We start from the raw sequence: 18,093 nt of genomic DNA, 5'->3' as shown, positions 1-18,093 counted from the left end.
AAATCCGGGGCCTTTGTTCTAGTCGTGGACATAAGCTCTAGTTGAGCTGTGTTTCCAAACTTTTAATAGACTGATCAATCAAGGCGTCTGCCTTATCTTTTTTCAGTCCATCCTGCATTAGCTTTGTTGCGGCGGCGATTGCCACATCAACTGCGATACCCTGAACTTCCGCAATAGCTTTTTCCTCAGCCTGCCGGATCTTGATTTCTGCAAGCTCCTGACGCCGCATCAAGGTCGCTTCAAGCTCCTTAATGCTTTCCTTGCGGAGGATTTCTGCATCTTCCTTGGCTCGGGCAACGATGTCTTCCGCTGTTTGTAGAGCATCGTGCTGACGCCGCTGATAGTCCGCGAAGAGTGATTGTGCGTCTTCACGAAGCTTCTTGGCTTCCTCTAGCTCTGCATGGATCTTATCCGCACGAGCGTCTAGTTGCTTGGCAATGAGCGGCGGTACCTTGAAATAGACAAGGACACCAAGGAAACCCACAAAGGCAACAGCAACCCAAAAGGTAGGATCATGTAGCATCAGGCGTCTCCCTTCATGCTGGAAGCAACTGCTGCTTCCACGTCTTTCTCGGAAACATCGATGGCAACAAGCTTGGCCACTGCCGATTTCGCGGTATCCCCCGCAATTTCGCGCACATGGCTCAGAGCTGTTTCCTTGGCTTCACGAATGCTGGTTTCGGCAGCTTTTGCCTTCTTCGCCAGCTTTGCGTCCAGTTCAGCCTTGCTGGCGTCCTGTTCCTTGGTCATGGAAGCCTTCAATTCAGAGACTATACCATGAGCTTTGCTGCGTGCTTCAGCGAGAGCTTCTTCATAATCTGCCTTCGCCTTGTCCGCTTCTTCACTAAGCCGTTTTGCCTCTTCCAAATCCGAAGATATACGGTTCTGCCGATTTTCCAGAACATCTGAAATACCGGGAATCGCGACCTTCGCCATCAAAAAGTAAAGAACGACAAACGAAATCGCGAGCCATACAAGCTGCGGCGGGAAGTCTGCAATATTAAGTTGCGGCATACCGGCTCCTTAATCCAATCCTATCGACCTAAAATCTCAAAAGTGAGAAAGGTTGATTAACCGAACAGGATCAGGAATGCGATAACCAGCGCGAACAGCGCAACAGCTTCTGTCAGGGCAAAGCCGAGCAACACGTTACCGAAAACTTTCGGAGCAGCAGCCGGATTGCGCAGAGAGCCAGAAACGTATGATCCAAAGATATTTCCGATACCCACACCAACACCTGCAAGTGCGATAGTCGCAAGGCCAGCACCAATCATCTTTGCGGCTTCTAATTCCATAATATTCTTCCTTCTAAATCAAGAACAACCAATGTTGAAGATTAACTTATACTCAATGATGCAGGTGAAGCGCATCGTTAAGATAGAGGCATGACAGGATGGCAAACACATAGGCCTGCAAGAATGCGACCAGGAATTCCAAGCCTGTCAGAACAACAATAAACCCTAAGGGGAGCCAACCGAGAAAAATCCCGAGGCTGACAACAAATCCGCCAAACACTTTCAGCAGCGTATGCCCGGCCAACATATTGGCGAACAGACGAACAGAGAGGCTGATGGGGCGAACGAAATAAGAGATAACCTCAATCGGTACCAGAATAACCAAGAGCACAGCGGGCACGCCACTAGGTACAAAAAAGGTCAGGAACTTGAAGCCGTGCTTGAAAATACCGATAAGAGTCACGCCGACAAATACAAGCGCCGCCAAAGCGAAGGTAACAATGATCTGGCTGGTGACCGTGAAGGTATAGGGGATCATCCCGAGCAGGTTACAGAACAATACAAACATGAACAGAGTAAAGATGAACGGGAAATACTTGCGTCCTTCTGAACCCACATTGTCCTTGACCATATTGGCGATGAATTCATAGCTGATTTCAGCCATTGACTGCATGCGTCCCGGCACCAGGGCCCGTCCGCGCATGCTCCATGTCAGGAACAAGGTGATTGCGGCGATCGCGATGACCATGAACAGCGAAGCATTGGTAAAGGAGACATCGAGACCACCAACGTTCCATTCCACCAAGCGCTTGATCTCGAATTGTGCAAGAGGGCTATGTTCTGACGCCACGATGCTGTTCCCGTCGTTACTGTTTCAACTTGTTCCAAGGCATCCAACAGATCCGTCGGACGCCTATTCCTCAAACTCGCCGTTATTCATTCGACTGCCGACTTTTATAACGTTGTATAGACCAACAACGGCACCGACAATTAAAAATACCAGCATCAACCAAGGCTTTGTGTCCAACCATTTGTCGAGCAACCAGCCAAACCAGCCACAAACCAGCAATGCAGCAACCATCTCAACAGATAATCGCCATGCCCTGCCGGCAGAACTGTTTTTCTCCACTTTCAAGTCGCTGCGTTTCCAGGAGGCTTGTTCCTGCTTCTGCTGCGCCTTTTCAAGCCGAGCTCTAAATTCTTCTTTCGAGGGAGGTTTAGGCTTATTCATTCATGTCTCCGGATGGAAAGCAAAACGCTACCCATGAACCCCCATTGAAAGCGCGGGAAACATACGGTCTGCCCCCCTGAGTGTCAAGACCCTACAAGCGGCTTTTTCGCCACATTCATGAATGTTTATCACGACTGCTCAAAAGAGCAGGGCGCGCGCCCTTAGGCGGCGTTTTCAGTAATCTCCTTGGCTTGCTCCAGATCGACGGAAACAAGTTGTGAAATTCCCCTCTCTGCCATGGTGACGCCGAACAGTCGATCCATGCGGGCCATCGTGATCGGATGATGGGTTACCACCAGAAACCGCGTGTCGGAGTTTTGGGCAATACTATCTAAAAGATGGCAAAGACGCTCCACGTTGACATCATCAAGCGGAGCATCCACTTCGTCAAGGACGCAGATTGGTGCGGGGTTGGTCAGGAATACAGCGAACAGAAGCGCGACCGCGGTTAATGCCTGTTCCCCACCAGAAAGTAAGGACATTAACTGAAGCTTCTTACCGGGTGGGCTCGCCATAATTTCCAGACCTGCCGCCAACGGGTCATCAGATTCGGTTAACGTGAGATGCGCCTGACCACCACCAAATACCTGTTTAAAAAGATGCTGGAAGTGCTCGTCAACCTTGGTAAAGGCGGCAAGCAATCGTTCCCGACCCTCCCGATTTAATCCAGAAATACCCTGACGGAGACGGGCGATGGCCGCAAGAAGGTCCTCACGTTCTGTGGTCAGCGTCGATAATTGTTCTTCAACTTCCTCCGCCTCTAATTCCGCGCGAAGATTGACCGGGCCCATGTTATCACGTTCCCGCTTCAGCCTCTCCAGCTTGCGTTCACTCTCCTCAACCGATGGAATTTGTTCGTCTTCTTCAATGCCGCCCGCGGTTTTGATCTGCTCCGGTGTACATTCAAGTTTCTCGCGGATTTGTTCAGCGAGTCCTTTCAGCACCTCCGTCATATGTTCGACATCAGCCTGGTGCCGCACCCGTTCTTCACGGCAGGTGGCAAGCGCATCCTGACACTTTTTAAGCGCAGCATCACATTCCATCAGGATCGATTCGGCCTCGGCCAGTTTATCGCGTGCATTGTTTCGCCGTCCTTCGGCGAGGGCAATTTCATCCATCAGGTTGTTGCGTTTAGCCGCAATTTCTTCCGGTTTGTTCTCAATTTCGGTAAGCTCGTGCGCTGTGTCCTTAAACCGCATTTCCAACTGTACAAAATGGGCAGCCATATTTTTATTGCGGTCTATCCAGCTCAGGATTTCTTTATCTATGGCCGTCAGTCGATCGCGGCGGGAGGCTGCTTCCCGGGTTACGCGATCTGATTCGCTTCTAAGAACGGCAAGTTCGTCCCGCTTTTCATGGAGTTCGGTCCGAAGCGTCTCAACTTCAGTCTTACTTCCGTCCATATCGGGCAGTTGATTGAGTGTTCGCTGTTTTCCTGCGAGGTTTTCATCGAGCGATTCTCGCTCCGTGGTTAGCTCGGTTATGTTTTCCTTTAGGGACGCAAGCCGTGATTGCCGCGCGGCGTTCTCTCTTATTTCCTCCGCATGGACCGCCCGAAGCTTGGAAAGTTCCTGTTCCTGCTCACGGTGGCGACGACGGAGTTCCTTAACTTTTTCCGTGGCCCTGCCGAGCAACTCAGAGCAGCTATTCAGGTCGTTTGTTGTGTTTGCAAGAACAGCGCGTTTGGAAACAAGATCTTTCTCTATTTCTACAAGGCGGTTTCTTTGTTCAAGGCGGGCGGCGGCGGCAGTTTTGGCGCCGGCTTTGCGGGTAAAGCCGTCCCACCGCCAAAGGTCACCTTCAAGGCTGACCAATCGTTGGCCGGGCTTCAATTGGCGCTGTAACCCCGGGCCCTCATTCGCATCAACAATGGCAATTTGCGAAAGACGAGCCTGGAGGGCAGTGTGTCCTTTTACGAATTGATTGAGTGTTTTTACCTCGCCATTGAAGACTTGGGATACAGCCAATCCTTCCAATGTTTGCCAATAGGCCGCAGCCGCGTCATCAGCAGGGGCCTCCAACTCATCACCCAGCGCCGCACCCAGAGCGATTTCATACCCCTTTGCGACGGTCAGTTCCTCTATTATGCCGCGCCATTCCCCATCGTCGGTGCTTTCCAGAAGGTGCGACAGAGCGCGTTCTTCAGCTTCAAGCGCAGTGACGTCATGTTCCGCCAGCTTAACTTTATCTCTCGCTTCCCGCTCGGCTTCGTCAGCGGCCTGTCGTTGTATTTCCGCTTCATCGCATGCCGTGTTTAAATCATTAAGCGCTGCGATGTTGTCCTGCAAAGAGGTAGAAGTTCCTGCGTCGTCATCAGACCCAATTTTTTCTTCCAGTGAGGCTTTTTCTCTTTCAAGATCTATGAGCCTTGATTTTATTTTCTGAAGTTGCGCTGTCGCGGTTTCTATTTGCTGTACCAGACTATTTCGCTCCGCGAGTTCTGCGGCAACGGTCTCTGTCTTCTGGTCAAAGGCGCTTTGCATATCCTGAAGTGCGGACGCCCTTTCATTGACCTTTCCGAGAAGGGCTTCTGCAAGTGGACCCGCGTTGTCGGCTTCTTCCTTTAATGTAGCTTTCTCTGCTTCAAGGCGTGTAATCGCTTCTGCCGAATCCTTTTCAAGGTCCTTTTCGCGGATCATATCGTTTGATATCTGGTTTTTACGATCCTCAAGCTGCTTTTTGGTCCGCTTAGCTCGTTCTTCTTCTGCGTCCAGGTTTTCGCGGGCAACGGTCAGGCGATGGGCAGCTGAGGCAGCGGCAGCCTCGGCATCACGCAATGGTTTCAATGCTTCGTTGGCTCGCAAGGTTGCTGATTCGGCAGATGCCGCCTGACGAGTCAGCTCATTAACCGCCATGACAGCCTGTTCATACTTCTGGCGCGCCTCTGCCGCCTTTTCCTGAGCCTGCTGATGCTTACGGAAAAATAGTAAAGCTTCTGTCTTGCGAATATGGCCGGAGATATTGCGATAGCGGTTCGCCTGTCGGGCCTGTCTTTTCAGATTACCGAGTTGTACTTCGAGCTGTTCAATAACATCATCGACACGCTCCAGGTTGGTTTCCGCAGAGTTCAGGCGGAGCTCGGCCTCATGGCGTCGGGAATGCAGTCCAGAAATCCCGGCGGCTTCTTCAAGCAGATGCCGACGTTCCTTTGGCTTGGCATTAATCAGTGCACCAACCCGTCCCTGACTGACGATTGCCGTGGAATGGGCCCCGGTCGCGAGGTCCGCGAATAGAAGCTGGACGTCACGGGCCCGGGCCACCTTGCCATTGATCCGGTAATCTGATCCTGCTTCACGTCGTATACGGCGTGTGACGTCAAGTTCAGAGGACTCATTATAAGATGCCGGGGCCGTTCGTTCCTTATTATCAAGACCGAGTGTGACTTCCGCCGCATTTCGCGCTGAACGCGAGGTGGTGCCCGCAAAGATCACATCATCCATGGCGCCGCCGCGTAGATTACGCGCCGAAGTTTCGCCCATCACCCAAGTCAGGGCTTCGACAAGATTCGATTTACCACAGCCATTTGGACCAACAATCCCTGTGAGGCCGTCCTTTATCAGGAGTTCCGTCGGTTCAACGAATGATTTAAACCCCGACAGTCGTAAATGCGAAAACTTCACAGCCTCTCCATTACTTTATACTCTACGTCAATGTCTTCAGGTAGATGTCCAGCGCCTGGAAACTTCTATCGCGCTCGTATTTATCCCCCTGAATAAATAAAGTCGGCGTCGAATCGACACCAAATTGGGATGATCCAATCAAACTCTCGGACGCAATCGCATCCACCATCTCCTGATCGGTGAGACAATTCACAAATTCTTCGAGGGCCACGCCATTTTGTTCACCAAGCTCAATAAGCGCGAGGGCCGGATCTGCCTGTCGTGTCCAGTTACCCTGTTGTTCAAAAAGAACGTCGACCATTGAGAAAAACTTACTGTCATCACCGGCACATTCCGCGAGGATAGCTGCAATGAAAGCAAATCGGTCCAGCGGGAAATGGCGGTAAACGAATTTCACCTTACCCGTATCGATGTAGTTCTTTTTCAGATCGCCAAAGGTATATTTATGGAAGTTCGCGCAATGGCCGCAAGTCAGAGATGCATATTCAATAATAGTCGCAGGTGCCGTTGGAAAACCAAGGATACGGTCGCTTTGCAAAATCTGCGGCTTCGCGGCATGGGCCGCGCTCGGCGCAAATATTCCTGTGGCAGCGGCTGCTGCGAGGGGCAGGGTGCTTCCTAATGCTACAAAATGTCGCCGAGATATAGTCAATTTGCTATCTTTCCTACTACATGTGGTGCCAGTATAACTTTTCATTCTTTAATCCTCAAACGATTCCTGCGATCAATCACAACATAATAGGGAAATAAATATTTTATAGAGGTTAATCGGCCTCATCCGGGTCATCACGCTTTTGTGTCTTGTTTCGAGCATTCAGCATAGAGGTGGCTACACCTTCAAGGCGCTTCTTCAGTGCCGGTTCGGAAACATCAACTAGGACTTTTGTGATCCAATCCTTCTCTTGTTCTGTGAGGGGGCGGGGAGGTTCGGATTTCTTGGTTTTGGATTTTTGTACGGGGGCCTGAAACAATTGCAGGCGTGAAACCGCCCGGTATCCAAAGAAGCTGTTGATTCGTTCAATAAGCAAAGGCTCAAAATGCTGGAATTCCGGCGCCCACCCAGGTGCAACGCGGATACGAAGAGTTGCATCCTTGTTGCTTTGCCGTGAATAACTAAGCTTTTCCGGGCTTGAGAAATTGGCAAGGTTTGGGCCAACGATGGAGGACCAATGGGTCAGGATATCGGCTTGTGCAAACCCGCGCTTGACCAAGGCCGCCCTTGAGGATTTTCCTATCAGGCTGGCGATTGCGCGGGGTCCTGCATTCGCTTTTGTCTGTCTCACCTTGTTCCTTGTCTTTCCCTAAAGGTTTTTGGGAACTTCGCATTGCCTAGGGGCATAAACTTCGCCATAACTGACAGTTAATATGGTCCAACTAGCTTCATCACAAAAGTCTTTTTCCGCTGCGATCCTTAATTGGTATGATGCGCATGCCCGTAAGTTGCCATGGAGAAGTCCGCCGGGTATGCAGCCCGATCCCTATCACGTCTGGTTAAGCGAGATTATGTTGCAGCAGACAACGGTTGTAACGGTTGGTCCCTACTTTGAAAAATTCCTGAACCTTTGGCCGACTGTTCATGCTTTGGCTGCGGCATCTCTGGATGATGTCCTGACGGCCTGGGCCGGACTGGGGTATTATGCGCGAGCACGTAACCTTCATAAATGTGCGATCGCAGTATCGATTGAATTCGGTGGGCAGTTTCCGAAGGATCGGGACAACCTTCTCTCGCTCCCCGGCGTCGGACCTTATACAGCGGCTGCAATCTCGGCGATTGCATTTGATAAGCCAGAGGTCGTCGTCGACGGAAACATAGAGCGAATTGTCAGCCGTCTTTACCGCATAACGACGCCGCTTCCTGCCGCCAAGAAAGAGATAACAGAATTTGCGTCGAAAATTATGCCGCGCCGTCGTGCCGGGGACTATGCGCAGGCTCTTATGGATATTGGCGCAACAATATGCACACCGCGCACGCCAAATTGCGCAGCGTGCCCGGTGTCTCGTCACTGCGCAGCATTCGCTGCAGGAGATATGGCCCAGTTTCCTGTTAAGGCTCCCAAAAAAGTAAAGCCCACGCGGCGTGCTGTTGTTTTCTGGCTAGAGCGGTCTGACGGAGCTGTATTGTTGCGCCGCCGTGAAGAAAAGGGATTGCTTGGCGGAATGATGGAGTTCCCTTCGACCGATTGGGGAGAGGAGACGCTATCCATCGAGATGGCAATTATGCGACTTTTTCCAGCACATTTTCAGGCATTGGCAGGTCAAGCGGCGCAAAAATCTTTGGTGCGACATACGTTCACGCATTTTCATCTTGAATTACAGCCGGTCGTCACCTCTTTAGAGGCACCAGATGAAACAATCCTTCCCGGAGGCCAATGGGTAAAGCCGGAGGAATTTGGCAGTTATGCCCTGCCAACTCTGATGAACAAAGTTGCGCGTGCCGTGGCGAAAGGGTAGCGCGGGGGAATTTTAAAGGCCCGGCTTGACGAATTCTTCTTTCGACACTTTACCATCCATGTTTTTGTCAAGGGTATTGAACCGCGAAATGCCAGCGGCCTTGATTTCCTCCAATGTGACAATGGTGTCTCCATTAGTGTCCATCTCCCGATATTCATCCGGGACAGGAACCTCGGAATAGGAGGGAGCTGTGACAGAGCGCAGGTTTTCCGCCTGAACATATTCCTCATACTCAACTTTGCCGTCGGAATTGAGGTCGTATTCCTTGAACAGGCGTTCGCGATAAGCTTCGGTCTCAGCCTTGGAAATTGCGCCGTCCGCGTCCCGGTCAATGCCTAGAAAACGGGATTCTTCGTATGAAAATGCTGGATTACTTATTGTGACGGTAAGAGCGCCGCCCAGAATAATGGCTAAAGAAAGCTTGTTCATTGCGTCCCCTCCTTTTTAAGGGGCGCAATGCCCCTTAGTTCATTTCTGCGCGTACCTGTTGTCGCAGCACGTCGATAACGACGGATTTTCCCTCTACGTCAAAATGCCAGAAGGTCCAACCATTACAGCTACTGGCTCCTTGCAATTGGGCCCCAACCTTATGAATTGACCCCGTGACGTCAGAAGCTACGAGGCTGCCATCAGCACGTACCTTTGCTTTATACCGTTTTCGCTGATCAAACAAGATTTGTCCCGCTGACAGTAAGCCCCTTTCTACGACCGAGCCAAAAGGAACTCGGGCTTCCTGCCTTTTGCTGCGCGTAAACTCGAGATCATCTTCGGGGAGTTGACGGACCTTGCGAATACGTTCGAGGGCGACATTGATGTATTTTTCCTCTCGCTCGAGCCCTATAAAATGGCGACCGAGCTTTCGAGCGACGGCTCCGGTGGTGCCGGTGCCAAAAAAAGGATCCAGAATGACATCGCCAGGATTGGAGGCCGCCGTAAGGACGCGGTAGAGTAATGATTCCGGCTTTTGAGTGGTGTGGGCCTTTTCTCCCTCTACTTTTAACCGTTCCCCGCCGCTACAGATGGGTAAATGCCAATCGGAACGCATCTGCACATCATCATTCATGACTTTGAGCGCATCATAATTGAAGGTTAGGTTCTTCGCCTGAGGTCCCTTCGAGCACCAGATTAGCGTCTCATGTGCATTGGTAAAGCGGGTGCCACGGAAATTCGGCATCGGATTGGTCTTCCGCCAGATCACGTCATTCAGGATCCAGAAACCGAGGTCCTGCAAGCTGGCGCCAACACGGAAAATATTGTGATAGGAGCCTATGACCCAGAGGGTACCATTATCTTTTAGGACACGTTTTGCGGCGGCCAGCCAGCTTCGGGTGAAGCTGTCATATGCCTCAAAACTATCAAACTGGTCCCAGTGGTCTGTAACAGCATCGACAAAGCTGTCATCAGGGCGTCGCAACTCCCCAGACAGCTGCATGTTGTAGGGCGGATCCGCGAAGATCATATCTACGGAATTCTCAGGCAGACTGTTCATCAATTCGATGCAGTCACCTTTTAGAATCCGGTCAATCGGTAGTTTTTGTTTCTGTGTCATTCGAATTATTCTGCATTTTTCAATGTCAGTATAGTGATTCGCTCGATTCGCTACGTCAATATAATTTGTTGAATCAGTATGTTAGAGAATAATTCTAAACTTTCGCTTAATCATGGTTGAGAAGGGCGCGGATCGGCGCAAAACTTCGCCTATGTTGTGGTGTGACGCCAAATCCTATCAATCCCTTGCGGTGCTCTGCCGTTCCATAACCGGCGTTTTTCTCCCATCCATAGTGCGGAAATTTTTCTGCGAGGGCACACATTTTCCGATCTCGTGTCACTTTTGCCACTATAGAGGCGGCCGCTATGGAGAGTGAACGGCTATCTCCTTTGACAATCAGGCGTGTTGGCAGACCAAGTTTTGGGTCTTTATTGCCATCGACAAGGGCAACATCGGGTCTGTTCGGAAGGGCCGCGACAGCCCGGCGCATTGCAAGCAGACTCGCTTGTAGAATATTCAGTCTGTCAATCTCCTGAACGCTCGCTTCACCGATGCCGACTGTCGCAACATGATAAATGTCGTCGTAAAGTTTTTCGCGCCTGACTTTAGAGACTTTCTTGCTATCCTGAAGGCCGACCGGAATGTTCTCAGGGTCAAGAATGACAGCTGCGGCGACCACTGGTCCGGCAAACGGACCGCGGCCGACTTCATCGACGCCCGCAATACGTCCCGTTTCTTGTATTTCAAAAGAAAAATCTGGGAGGTTCGAATTATATGTACTCATACCTCTTCAATAACATGCGTCAGACACTAAAATAAATTCATTTGTCTCCTGTCACGTCCCGGTTTTTGGAAAAGATGGGTCGCAAGTTTATACTTACTGCTCTCAAACCCGAGTTGCCGGCACGCGAGACGAAATCTTTTATTTATAAGCGCCGCATAGGGGCCTGTTCCCACCATACGCTTTCCAAATTCTGCGTCATAATCTTTCCCTCCCCTGGTAGAGCGTACAAGTTTCATCACTTTCGCCGCTCGGTCCGGAAAGTTCTCCGAAAGCCAGTTTTCGAAAAGGTCAGCAACATCTCTTGGCAAACGTAGTAACAAATATATTGCACTTTCCGCCCCCTTATTCCGCGCATTCAGTAAAATCTGTTCCAGTTCATGGTCGTTAAGACCGGGAATAATGGGAGAAGCCTGCACCAGCGTTCGCACCCCCGCCTTGCTGAGTATCTCGATTGCCTTAAGGCGCTTATAGGGCGCGCTTGCTCTTGGTTCCATAACGCGTGCAAGCCTCTTGTCCAGAGTTGTTATGGATATCCCAACCGAAACGAGATTGACTTTTGCAAGAGGAGCCAGCAGATCCAGATCTCGCAAAACAAGGTCGGATTTCGTTGTTATTGTAAACGGGTGTCGGGCTTCGGCCAGCAGCTCAATAATATCCCGTGTTATTTTCAGCCTTTTTTCAATCGGCTGATACGGGTCTGTGTTCGTCCCCAAGGCAATGGGCTTGCACTGATACGCAGGGCGGGAAATTTCTGCGGCTAACAGCTCCACCGCATTGGGTTTGGCAAACAGCTTGGTTTCAAAATCAAGGCCAGCGGAGAGGTTCATGTATCCATGGCTTGGTCTGGCATAACAATAAATGCACCCATGTTCACAGCCCCGATACGCATTGATTGATTGATCAAATGGAAGGTCCGGTGACATATTCCGGCTAATAATGGACTTTGGCCGTTCCATTGTGACAGTCGTTTTTAAGGGTTCTCTGTCGTCCAGCTCAGCGGTTCCCCATCCATCGTCGACGAAGTCTCTTTTCGCTGTCTCAAACCGGCCATCCGGATTGACGGTTGCACCGCGCCCGCGCCTCCGGGTTTTATCAATTGGGATGATTGGAGTATCCTGCATATAGCTAGATTACCTAGCTTAAAAGAACAAAACAAGAACAATTAAAAGGAGGGGCGCGACGGATTTCGAAATCTCAGACGTTAAACAAATATGTCGGTCATGACGAAGGAGGAAGCAGATGCGAAAATTCGGTATTCTTTTACTCGGGACAATATTGTTGGGTAGCTTTTCCGTTGCACAAGCTGATTCATGGCACAGTAAAAAGTATTACGGCAAGCCTAAAGGAACAACGGGAGATGTCACGGCCGTTTATGGCAAGAGCTATGGTCATACGCCGAATATCGGGCGTGATATTACCTATGGCCGTCAAACTTCGAAGAAAAAATATGACTATAAGGCGCCGGCCAAGTCGAAACGCCAGGCACCGAAAGTCATTTATGTGAAGCCAAAATATAAACAAAACCACAAAACATATAATCAAAAATCGCATCGGCCGAAATACGTGTATGTAAAACCAGCCTATGTACCGCGATACTATGGCTATCACTCTTACCGCGGATATTATTGGCCTTTTATTAACACGCGTTTCGTTGTCAATTTGACGACACGCCAGATCGAACATCATCATCAGTCCATATATTTTGCACTGGATAGACCAGTTGGTCAGGTCACGAGTTGGCATGACAGTGGTCGTAGCGGGCGCATCGTCATTCTTCGGGATGGATATGACACTTATGGCAATCTTTGTAAGGAATACAGGCAAACAATAAACTACAGAGGCCGTGTTACCAGTAGTGTGGAAGTATCCTGTTTATCGAGAGAGGGATACTGGATTTCTAGTTAGTGCAAGCGCGGCGCGGCGAATTATTTGATACTCCTGCGGCCTTTATGGCTAAGCAGATTTTCTGTTGGTCAATCCTGCTGATCTATGCAGCCTGAAGGGGTCAACCTTTTGACCGCTTTTCATGTTCCTGGAGGCGATCGAACAGTTCAACGAAATTACAGGGCATAAATCTGTAATCGAGTTGATGAACAAGAATGTCGTCCCAAGCATCCTTCACCGCACCGGTAGATCCTGGCAGTGCGAACAGATAGGTGCCACGCGCGACCCCGGCGCTTGCCCGTGACTGAATGGTTGAAGTCCCGATTTTCTGGTAGCTGAGCATGCGAAAAAGCTCACCAAATCCCGGGATTTCCTTTTCATAAAGGCCAGAGAAGGCTTCAGGCGTCACGTCGCGGCCTGTCACGCCGGTTCCGCCGGTTGAGATGACGACATCGACATTCACATCATCGAGCCATTGTGTGACGACTTTCTGGATATCATCAATATCGTCATGAACGATTTGCCTATCGGCAAGCGCATGTCCTGCGGATTCAATCCTGTCCACAAGTGTCTGACCTGATTTATCCTCGGCAAGCCCCCGGCTGTCAGATACAGTAAGGACAGCAATACGCACAGGTATAAAGGGGCGGGATGTATCAATTCCGGGCATTATCGGCGATCTCCTTTTCCCAGTGATCCAGTGGTTGATACTCCGGCCATTCGCCGCGCGCAATTTGATCCAGCGCGGGTAGCTCCTGCCCCATACGATGACGGTAAATCCAGAAGTTTGTCAAAACTCTTTTGATAAAATTCCGGGTTTCCTTGCTTGGCATCGCTTCAATAAAGAAAAGCGGATCATCATTATACTTGGTTTCTGACTTCCATTTCTTCAAATTTCCAGGCCCCCCGTTATAGGCAGCTGTCAGGTTGAAGAGATTGGTGTCGACATCTTTATATCCCATTAGATAGGTCAGGTATTTCTGGCCCAATTCAAGGTTATATGCCGGATCAAAGAGTTTCTTGTTGTCCCGGTTTCGAAGGGACCGGTCGCCGGATAAATAGCTCGCGGTGGATGGCATGATCTGCATCAGGCCTTTCGCACCAGCGCCGCTTCGCGCGAGGGAGTAAAAGCCAGACTCCTGTCGCATAAATGCATATATTAATGCGCGGTCTACCTTGAAGCCGTTTTTCGGATGCCATTTCGGCATCGGGTAGATTGCAGCATCCCAGGGTTCATTTTCGTTTTCCCAAAGATAGAGCCCAATCCGCATCGCGACGGACGGCGCACCGATCTGCTCGGACAGTGCAAGCAAAAGCGGCGCAAGTTCGTCATTTGCGCTGGGAAAGGCGGCCCTGAGCTCTTGGGCAGCAAGATTATATTGACCGATTTCACTGAGAGCGACAGCACGTTTTGCTGAAGGAATCTTCATCAGCCAGGAAATCTGCTCTGAGTTCAAGGATGGTAAGTCCCAGCTGAAGGGCTTTTCGACGCCGAGTTGGCGCAACGCAAGAAGACCATAGAATGTGCGCGGCTGGCTCGCCGTCTGTTCAAGATACCGGTATGCTTTTTCGGGTGCGCCGAGCTTCAGATAGGCGCGGGAAGCCCACCAGTTTGCGGCCGTGTAGTTCCAGTCTGAAATCCGGCTGACTTCCGCCAATTTAGAGAAATGTTCGGCGGCTTTTTCAATCTTGCCCAGTCGCCAGGCAGAGAGGCCCGCAGTCCAGTCCGCGAGCGGTACATATTTACGTGAGTTTTTGAGGGCCGCTACGGCAAATTCTATCGCTTGTTCATCTCGTGCATGTAAAAAATAGCTCTTCGCAATTTTTTCCCGAAGCTGATCAAGCTCCACTTGATCGAGCAGCTTCCTGACTTTTTTCTGTCGAAGATACTTTGCCGCGTTGGTTGGTTGATCCCGATAGAGATACTGTTTGACCACACGCTTGGCGTGAGCGACATCATTGTGCGTTTGCGCAGATCTCTTGCGAGTACTTTTATAGGGACGCGAGAGGAAGACGGGCTGTCCGGGGCCGGTCCCTCCCAGATAACGGCCATAGAGTGGCTCTGTTAAAGGTTTCCACCCTTCCTGCCGTCGGCTTTTCGCCAGCTTGTAAAGTCGATGTGCGTTCGGATGGTCATAGTAAGCTTTCATCCAAAGATGAAGCTCTTCATAGCTGGCCCGGTACTTGTTAGGGTGCATATAACGCTGGAACCTGACATGGCCGAGAAGAATACTATCTGACAGGGCTTCTGTCAGTTGATCGGCCTTTTCCCATTGTCCCGCGTCCTGTAAGACGAATATCTTGCGATATCTTTCTGCATCAGCAGTTGAGAGCACAGTTGGGAGCGGGCCTGCAAGGGCCGGCAAGCTCGTAACCACGAGGGCGGATATCAACAGCGCCATCGACGCGATTAATCTGGAGAAATATTTCATAGACCAGACAACAAAAAATAAAATGTGATCTAACAGGGTAAATGCAACCCGTTAGGATAAGGTTATAGCGTGTCTTCCATTTCAGCTTTGAGACTGAGCAAGTCCGCCCAGGCAAATTTCTTTGATGCCGGTTGGTCAATCAAAAAGGCCGGATGAAAAATCGGCAGCATTCTTGCGCGAACGTCGTTAATTTGCAAATCATTCCAAGTGCCGCGTAGTTTGTTGATGCCCGTTTTTTGATTGAGGAGGTACCCTGCTGCTTCTCCGCAGGCCAGAATATAGGCGGGTTTGGCAAGCTCAATATGGCGCATTGCAAAGGGCAGACAAAGTGCGCGTTCTTCCTCTGTCGGCGCACGGCCACCCGGCGGGCGCCAGGGAATCGCACTGGCAAGATATACATCATGGCGTCCAAGGCCTATGGCAGACAGCATTTTATCGAGTAGCTGTCCTGTTGCCCCTGAGAAGGGAAGCCCGCTTCGATCTTCATCACTTGATGGCTGCCGGTCGATGATCATAAGTTTTGCACCGGGTGTTCCCTCGGCAAATACAGTATGGCTTGCCAACTTCTTAAGGGAGCAATAGTCAAAATTCTCCAACGATTGCTGCAATGTCTCGATAGTTTTGCAGCTTGCGGCAATCTCCATCGCTTTCTTAACGCCCTCTGCACGGGATGGAATTGGCACGGCCGTTGCAGCTGCTTGCTTGCGAGGTGATGTGGCGACAGTTCTTGGATGAACGGCAGCATCTGTGGGGGGCGCCGATTGTGTTGCCGCCTGTTCAAAGCGATTGAGAGGCTCTTCGCCAATTGCTTCCGTTACACCTGCGTCGAGATAAAAACGGAGCAGTGCCGCTATGTCGGGTTCTGATTGCATGCCCTATCATAACAGGCATTTTCAGCTTTCGAGAAGATAGCGATTGGAAGATTTTTTATCCCGAGGAAGGAATGCCGGAGAAACTTAAATGAGTTTGGGGCGGTATTGTCGCGACGTCTGATGGTATATAATCCGGGAGCTTCATTCAAAATGGCTGGAAACTGCCATAATCCCTTGTAATCGGGATTGACGCGAAATAAAAAAAATATAGTGTCGTGGATAAATATGCCGGGCTTGGGCGAATAGAGCGTTTTTGCACAGGACACCGGTTCAAGGATAGGAAACGGCTGTTAATCAGTCGGAAAAACAAGAAGAGGCATTTGATGGAACGCGAATCTATGGAGTTTGATGTTGTTATTGTCGGCGGCGGCCCGGCTGGGTTGTCAGCGGCAATAAAGTTGCGCCAACTCGCTGTTGAGGCTGGCATTGACATTTCCGTATGCGTTCTTGAAAAAGGGTCGGAAATTGGCGCTCATATCCTCTCGGGCAATGTGTTCGAGACCCGTGCGCTGGATGAACTTATTCCAGACTGGAAAGAAAAGGGCGCACCGCTCAATACGCCGGTTAAATCAGAAAAGTTCTTCTTTATGACTGAGTCGAGCGAGCTTCGCTTTCCGAACTTCCTGCTGCCGAAACAGTTGCACAATCACGGTAACTATATCATTAGCCTTGGGAACCTTTGTCGCTGGCTTGCGGAACAGGCAGAAGCGATGGAAGTCGAAGTTTATCCGGGCTTTGCCGCCGCAGAAGTGCTCTATCATGAAGATGGAAGTGTCAAGGGCGTTGCTACCGGGGATATGGGTGTTGGCCGTGACGGCGAGAAAAAAGGCTCCTTTGAACCAGGTATGGAGTTGCATGCAAAATACACCCTGTTTGCTGAAGGTGTGCGCGGATCATTAACGAAAACTCTTTTCGAGAAATTCAACCTTCGTGAAAATTGCGATCCACAGACCTTTGGCATTGGTATCAAGGAGCTGTGGGAACTGGATCCAGAGCAGCATAAGGAAGGACAGATCTTCCATAGCTTTGGCTGGCCGCTCGACCGTAATACCTATGGCGGCTCCTTCGTCTACCATCTGGAAAACAATCAGGCCTATGTTGGCTTCGTAGTCGCGCTTGACTATCAAAACCCGTATCTGTCGCCCTATGATGAATTTCAGAAATTCAAAACTCATCCGATGATGAAGGAAATGCTGAAGGGTGGCAAACGCATTTCTTATGGTGCGCGTGCCATTAACGAAGGCGGCTTTCAATCCGTGCCGGAACTGGTGTTCCCGGGCGGCGCATTGATTGGCTGTACAGCCGGCTTCCTGAACGTACCAAAGATCAAGGGATCCCATACCGCCATGAAGTCGGGCATGATGGCGGCGGAAGCCATTGTTGCCGAAATGAAGCTGAACGCGGAGGCGCCAGCCAAGGTACTGGACGCGTATCCGGCGCTTTACAAGGATTCCTGGGTTTATGACGAGCTTTACCGTGTCCGCAATAGCCGACCAGCCTTTAAATGGGGCTTGCTTGCCGGGACGATTTATACAGGGCTTGATCTTAAGATCCTGGGCGGCAAAACGCCTTGGACATTTAAGCATCATGACGATCATTCAGCGCTTAAAAAGGCGAAGGATTGTAAGAAAATTGATTATCCGAAATATGATGGCGTTTACACCTTCGACAAGCCGTCTTCGGTATTCCTCTCCAGCACCAACCATGAAGAGGATCAACCGGTTCATCTCACCTTGAAGGATGACAGTGTCCCCGTTGCCATAAACTATGCGGAGTATGCCGGGCCGGAACAGCGCTTCTGCCCCGCGGGTGTCTATGAGTTCCTGACAGACGATGACGGGTCTAATCCGCGCCTGCAAATCAATGCGCAGAATTGCGTTCATTGCAAAACCTGCGATATCAAGGACCCGACGCAGAATATAAATTGGGTCGTCCCCGAAGGTGGCGGTGGGCCAAACTATCCTAATATGTAAAAAGTTAGCTTGTAGCTCTGAAATTTGGTTTCATGCGGGTTCGGGACGCCCTACATACTGTATAAATGTAGCTTTCTCGGCGGACCACGCGCCGGGTCGAAAACGTAAAGGTAGATTGACTG

The 18,093-nt window shown here is 50.5% G+C and carries 18 protein-coding genes; 3 read left to right on the top strand and 15 right to left on the bottom strand.

Annotated features, from left to right (window positions below):
• Positions 1-37 precede the first annotated feature (37 nt).
• From GQE98_RS01055 to GQE98_RS01020, 8 genes are all read right to left on the bottom strand, one after another.
• On the bottom strand, positions 38-523 hold the full coding sequence (locus GQE98_RS01055; RefSeq protein ID WP_161313701.1) for a F0F1 ATP synthase subunit B family protein: 486 nt from the start codon (positions 521-523) through the stop codon (positions 38-40).
• Positions 523-1,014, bottom strand: a complete 492-nt coding sequence (locus tag GQE98_RS01050) for a F0F1 ATP synthase subunit B family protein (protein ID WP_161313700.1) — start codon at positions 1,012-1,014, stop codon at positions 523-525. The genes GQE98_RS01055 and GQE98_RS01050 overlap by 1 nt, the downstream gene beginning before the upstream one ends.
• Positions 1,015-1,070: 56 nt before the next feature.
• On the bottom strand, positions 1,071-1,295 hold the full coding sequence (locus GQE98_RS01045; protein ID WP_161313699.1) for a F0F1 ATP synthase subunit C: 225 nt from the start codon (positions 1,293-1,295) through the stop codon (positions 1,071-1,073).
• Positions 1,296-1,347: 52 nt separating this feature from the next.
• Entirely contained in the window at positions 1,348-2,085 is a 738-nt protein-coding gene (locus GQE98_RS01040) for a F0F1 ATP synthase subunit A (RefSeq protein WP_161313698.1), read from the bottom strand.
• 63 nt (positions 2,086-2,148) lie between these two features.
• Positions 2,149-2,466 carry an AtpZ/AtpI family protein gene (locus GQE98_RS01035; RefSeq protein WP_161313697.1) on the bottom strand — a complete coding sequence of 106 codons (318 nt, stop codon included), beginning with the start codon at positions 2,464-2,466 and terminating at the stop codon, positions 2,149-2,151.
• Positions 2,467-2,627: 161 nt separating this feature from the next.
• Positions 2,628-6,086: a chromosome segregation protein SMC gene (smc, locus tag GQE98_RS01030; RefSeq protein ID WP_161313696.1), complete on the bottom strand. Its 3,459-nt coding sequence runs from the start codon at positions 6,084-6,086 to the stop codon at positions 2,628-2,630.
• Between the two features lie 22 nt (positions 6,087-6,108).
• Positions 6,109-6,738, bottom strand: coding sequence for a DsbA family protein (locus tag GQE98_RS01025; protein WP_161313695.1), 630 nt, complete (start codon positions 6,736-6,738; stop codon positions 6,109-6,111).
• A gap of 112 nt (positions 6,739-6,850) precedes the next feature.
• Positions 6,851-7,369, bottom strand: coding sequence for a DciA family protein (locus tag GQE98_RS01020; protein WP_161313694.1), 519 nt, complete (start codon positions 7,367-7,369; stop codon positions 6,851-6,853).
• A gap of 82 nt (positions 7,370-7,451) precedes the next feature.
• Here GQE98_RS01020 and mutY point away from each other — a divergent pair, with 82 nt between their 5' ends.
• Positions 7,452-8,537 (top strand): A/G-specific adenine glycosylase, encoded by a 1,086-nt coding sequence (gene mutY, locus GQE98_RS01015; protein ID WP_161313693.1) that lies wholly within the window; start codon positions 7,452-7,454, stop codon positions 8,535-8,537.
• A 12-nt stretch (positions 8,538-8,549) separates the two neighbouring features.
• On the opposite strand, the gene GQE98_RS01010 is transcribed toward mutY, so the two are convergent.
• The 4 genes from GQE98_RS01010 to GQE98_RS00995 form a co-directional block, all read right to left on the bottom strand.
• Complete coding sequence (locus tag GQE98_RS01010) at positions 8,550-8,966, bottom strand: EF-hand domain-containing protein (protein WP_161314752.1); 417 nt, start codon at positions 8,964-8,966, stop codon at positions 8,550-8,552.
• Positions 8,967-9,000: 34 nt separating this feature from the next.
• Positions 9,001-10,086 carry a site-specific DNA-methyltransferase gene (locus GQE98_RS01005; protein ID WP_161313692.1) on the bottom strand — a complete coding sequence of 362 codons (1,086 nt, stop codon included), beginning with the start codon at positions 10,084-10,086 and terminating at the stop codon, positions 9,001-9,003.
• 106 nt (positions 10,087-10,192) lie between these two features.
• Entirely contained in the window at positions 10,193-10,810 is a 618-nt protein-coding gene (locus tag GQE98_RS01000; protein WP_161313691.1) for a ribonuclease HII, read from the bottom strand.
• Positions 10,811-10,836: 26 nt separating this feature from the next.
• Positions 10,837-11,931 (bottom strand): PA0069 family radical SAM protein, encoded by a 1,095-nt coding sequence (locus GQE98_RS00995; RefSeq protein ID WP_161313690.1) that lies wholly within the window; start codon positions 11,929-11,931, stop codon positions 10,837-10,839.
• Positions 11,932-12,049: 118 nt separating this feature from the next.
• On the opposite strand from GQE98_RS00995, the gene GQE98_RS00990 reads away from it, so the two are divergent.
• Entirely contained in the window at positions 12,050-12,715 is a 666-nt protein-coding gene (locus GQE98_RS00990; protein WP_161313689.1) for a hypothetical protein, read from the top strand.
• 100 nt (positions 12,716-12,815) lie between these two features.
• Here the strand turns inward: GQE98_RS00990 and moaB are convergent, their stop codons facing one another.
• The 3 genes from moaB to GQE98_RS00975 form a co-directional block, all read right to left on the bottom strand.
• Entirely contained in the window at positions 12,816-13,364 is a 549-nt protein-coding gene (moaB, locus tag GQE98_RS00985; RefSeq protein ID WP_161313688.1) for a molybdenum cofactor biosynthesis protein B, read from the bottom strand.
• The gene (locus GQE98_RS00980) at positions 13,351-15,096 is read right to left on the bottom strand and encodes a lytic transglycosylase domain-containing protein (RefSeq protein WP_161313687.1); all 1,746 of its coding nucleotides are present in this window, start codon (positions 15,094-15,096) and stop codon (positions 13,351-13,353) included. Before GQE98_RS00980 ends, moaB begins: the two co-directional genes overlap by 14 nt.
• Positions 15,097-15,188: 92 nt before the next feature.
• Positions 15,189-15,998 carry a uracil-DNA glycosylase gene (locus GQE98_RS00975; protein WP_161313686.1) on the bottom strand — a complete coding sequence of 270 codons (810 nt, stop codon included), beginning with the start codon at positions 15,996-15,998 and terminating at the stop codon, positions 15,189-15,191.
• A gap of 323 nt (positions 15,999-16,321) precedes the next feature.
• On the opposite strand from GQE98_RS00975, the gene GQE98_RS00970 reads away from it, so the two are divergent.
• A complete protein-coding gene (locus tag GQE98_RS00970; RefSeq protein ID WP_161313685.1) occupies positions 16,322-17,971 on the top strand; it encodes an electron transfer flavoprotein-ubiquinone oxidoreductase in 1,650 nt (549 codons plus the stop codon).
• Positions 17,972-18,093: the final 122 nt, after the last annotated feature.

Source organism: Sneathiella litorea (genome assembly GCF_009882915.1).
In the GTDB taxonomy this organism is placed as follows: Bacteria; Pseudomonadota; Alphaproteobacteria; order Sneathiellales; family Sneathiellaceae; genus Sneathiella; species Sneathiella litorea.
Note: the sequence above shows the minus strand (reverse complement) of the source record. Positions and strands in the feature narration are given on the sequence as shown.

Coding starts and splice junctions, on each gene's coding strand:
- GQE98_RS01050 (WP_161313700.1), bottom strand. CDS start 1,014: ATGCCGCAACTTAATATTGCAGACTTCCCGCCGCAGCTTGTATGGCTC.
- GQE98_RS00980 (WP_161313687.1), bottom strand. CDS start 15,096: ATGGCGCTGTTGATATCCGCCCTCGTGGTTACGAGCTTGCCGGCCCTT.
- GQE98_RS00975 (WP_161313686.1), bottom strand. CDS start 15,998: ATGCAATCAGAACCCGACATAGCGGCACTGCTCCGTTTTTATCTCGAC.
- GQE98_RS01035 (WP_161313697.1), bottom strand. CDS start 2,466: ATGAATAAGCCTAAACCTCCCTCGAAAGAAGAATTTAGAGCTCGGCTT.
- mutY (WP_161313693.1), top strand. CDS start 7,452: ATGGTCCAACTAGCTTCATCACAAAAGTCTTTTTCCGCTGCGATCCTT.
- moaB (WP_161313688.1), bottom strand. CDS start 13,364: ATGCCCGGAATTGATACATCCCGCCCCTTTATACCTGTGCGTATTGCT.
- GQE98_RS00970 (WP_161313685.1), top strand. CDS start 16,322: ATGGAACGCGAATCTATGGAGTTTGATGTTGTTATTGTCGGCGGCGGC.
- GQE98_RS01010 (WP_161314752.1), bottom strand. CDS start 8,966: ATGAACAAGCTTTCTTTAGCCATTATTCTGGGCGGCGCTCTTACCGTC.
- GQE98_RS01000 (WP_161313691.1), bottom strand. CDS start 10,810: ATGAGTACATATAATTCGAACCTCCCAGATTTTTCTTTTGAAATACAA.
- GQE98_RS01055 (WP_161313701.1), bottom strand. CDS start 523: ATGCTACATGATCCTACCTTTTGGGTTGCTGTTGCCTTTGTGGGTTTC.
- GQE98_RS00995 (WP_161313690.1), bottom strand. CDS start 11,931: ATGCAGGATACTCCAATCATCCCAATTGATAAAACCCGGAGGCGCGGG.
- GQE98_RS01045 (WP_161313699.1), bottom strand. CDS start 1,295: ATGGAATTAGAAGCCGCAAAGATGATTGGTGCTGGCCTTGCGACTATC.
- GQE98_RS01005 (WP_161313692.1), bottom strand. CDS start 10,086: ATGACACAGAAACAAAAACTACCGATTGACCGGATTCTAAAAGGTGAC.
- GQE98_RS00990 (WP_161313689.1), top strand. CDS start 12,050: ATGCGAAAATTCGGTATTCTTTTACTCGGGACAATATTGTTGGGTAGC.